Raw genomic sequence first — 2842 nt, forward strand, 5'->3', positions numbered from 1 at the left:
TCACCGAGCAGGACATTGATCAGCTGCGGGAGCTCGTCGAGCGAATACTTCCGAAGGACTCGCCCCACCCGGGTGATTCGTGGGTCGCGGGGGTCCTTGAAGAGCACGGAGTTCTTCTCGTAGCCGCTCTGCATTGCCTCGAGCCGGGCCTCCGCGTCGACCGCCATGGTCCGGAACTTGACCATCCGGAACCGCGCTCCCTGTGCGCCTACCCGCTCCTGGAGGAAGAAGACCGGACCGACGCTCGTCGTCCTGACGAGCACGGAGATAACGAGGAGCAGCGGCACCAGCGCGAGGCAGATGCCGAGGGCCAGGATCGTGTCGACAGCTCGCTTGAGGGCGAGGCGCCCGGCGGAGCTGATGGGCCGCTCCACGTGCAGCAAGGACAACCCTGCCGCCGGGCGGAGGGAGAGCCGAGGCCCGGCGACCTCGACGATTCCGGGGGCGACGACGAGTTCGACCTCGCGCTCTGCCAGCGCCCACCCCAGCCGACGAAGCGGCTGGCCCACCAGGTCCGGGTGGCTCGAGACAGCGACGATCTCGGCGCCGAGGCCGTCCACCGCGGCCAGCGCGGACTCCGGCGGCCCGAAGATCGGTACCCCTTCGATGGCCTGAGGATGGCCCCACGTGGAGTCGAGGCCGGACACGCAGGCGCCGATGATCCTCATGCCGGACTGGGGCGCGGACTTGATCTCTCGGATCAGCTCGGCAACGGAGTCGGCCTGGCCCACGACGACGGTGTTCAGGAGGCAGTCTCCGTCAATTCGGCGACGGACCAGCCCACGCCGGAACAGCCAGTGGACGATGAGGCTGCCACCGAGAACAGCGGGAACCAGCGGGAGCACGAGGCTGCGTGGGAGCTGAAGGTGGCCCACATAGCTGGAGAGTGCCACCGCGCAGCTGACGAGGATCGCCGCTCGACCGATGGCGCGGTATTCGTCCGAACCGGACCCGAGATACTCCACCCGGTAGGTCTGCACGACCGTGAGCGCCAGGACCCACAGCACGGGAACAAGCAGCAGCGCCCAGGCGGTCGCCACGTCACTCGACCCAAAACGCAGCAGGTAGATGACTGCCGCAGCAACCAAGCCAAGCCCGAAGTCACCGGCCACCACTCGAAGCCGGTAGCGCGAGACCCAACTCTGGCTGGCCGCTCGCGCCTGCCTGAGTGCCCAACTGTCGGCCACGACCGGGTTCGCCGCCGCGTCAACGCGGTCGGTGCCGATCGCAGGGGCTGCGTGCCCCGCGAAAATGCCCACGTACTCAGTCACTGATTCCCCGAATTTTCCCCAAGACACCCCGAGCGCGGCAGATCAGCGCGTCACGATGCAAATGATCATTTCCCCAGCCATCCGGCGCCCCCACAAGCGGCGAGTGGCAACCACAGTCCAGCATGCGACGAGCAATTTCCCCCTTCGCCGCCTCCCAAAGCGTAGACATCAAGCGTCATGCAGCCCATAGTCCGATGTGACGATACGAATTCGCATTTCTGGGGTTAAATTAGTATTAATAGTGTTAAACAGACATTTAACTCTTATACCCTATGTAATGCTATTTGTACGTGGCGAAAGCGTCTAAGACGAACCGTCGCTCGTTCGCGGACACATCACGGGGCGTGGAAGCGCTGCTGGGTCTCGAGCAGACCGACGTCCACGAGGGACTCGACAGCGTCCGCGGCCGTGTCGAGCGTGAACGGCAGCTCGGCCCGCTCGCTCGACGAGAAGTCATGCAGCACATAATCGGCGGGCTCCGTCCGCCCCGGCGGTCGTCCGATGCCCACCCGCACCCTCAGGTAGTCCCTGGTCCCCAGTGACCGGGTGACGGAACGCAGTCCGTTGTGTCCGCCCTCGCCGCCACCGCGCTTGAGCCGGACCATGCCGGCGTCGATGTCGAGCTCGTCGTGGACGACGATGACGTGGTCCACATCGATCGAGAAGAACGACATGAGCGCCGCGACGGGGCCACCCGACTCGTTCATGTAGGTCGTGGGGACGGCCAGCACCGCGCGGGGCCCGGGGACCCCGCCGGGGGCGGTCCCCAGGCGCACCTCACACGTCAAGGCGCGTGCCCTGTGCACCGTGAACGACGCCGCCAGCGCCTTCTTCGCACCCCGGCCGCCCTTGCCCCTCGACACCCCCAGGGGGCCCGCGTCATGTCGGCCCGCCAGCTCTCCGGCAACCATCGCGCCGACGTTGTGACGGTTCCCGGCATAGGTGGCACCAGGGTTGCCGAGTCCGATGACGAGCCAGGTGTCCACGAGGGGCAAGTATGCCGGGCCGGCCCCGGTCAGCGAGAAGGCCCGGTCCCCATGGCCGGGCCTTCTCTCGTGAAGGTGTCGCGGGTGCGACGACGTGACGCGGGGGGATCAGGCCTTGTCGTCCTCCGATGCGGCGGCGCCGCCCTCGGCCGCGTCACCGTCAGCCTGGCCCTCGGCAGCCTCCTCGTCGGTCTCGTCCTTCTCGATGCCCGCCTCTGCCTCGGCCTCGGCGAGCTCGGCCTCGAGGGCCTCCTCGGAGATGGCCTGGGTGATGTTGACGACGAGCGCCTCCTCGTCCGTGACGAGGGTCGCGCCCGCGGGCAGCTCGATGGCGCCGGCGAGGATCTGGGTGCCGGCGGGCAGGCCGTCGACCGAGACGACGAGGTTCTCGGGGATGTTGGTGGCGAGCACCTCGAGCTGGAGGGTGTTGTGGTCGAGCGTGACGACCGTCTCGGAAGCGGCCTCGCCCTCGAGGTGCACGGAGACGTCGACGGTGACCTTCTCGCCCTTGCGGACGACGACGAGGTCGACGTGGTCGATGACCGGCTTGATCGGGTCGCGCTGCACGTCCTTGGCGAGCGCGAG

Annotated in this window: 3 protein-coding genes; all 3 read right to left on the minus strand. The window is 67.5% G+C overall.

The window, feature by feature from the left end:
* Positions 1-1259, minus strand: a 1259-nt coding sequence (locus ACLL9L_RS00380) for a sugar transferase (protein ID WP_411282658.1), incomplete at its 3' end; no start/stop codon positions are given.
* A 347-nt stretch (positions 1260-1606) separates the two neighbouring features.
* Positions 1607-2257 (minus strand): aminoacyl-tRNA hydrolase, encoded by a 651-nt coding sequence (gene pth / locus ACLL9L_RS00385; protein WP_411282659.1) that lies wholly within the window; start codon positions 2255-2257, stop codon positions 1607-1609.
* Positions 2258-2365: 108 nt separating this feature from the next.
* The coding region (locus tag ACLL9L_RS00390; protein WP_411282660.1) for a 50S ribosomal protein L25 at positions 2366-2842 on the minus strand (477 nt) is incomplete at its 5' end.

The sequence above is a fragment of the Lapillicoccus sp. genome (assembly GCF_046595215.1).
Lineage (GTDB): Bacteria > Actinomycetota > Actinomycetes > Actinomycetales > Dermatophilaceae > Lapillicoccus.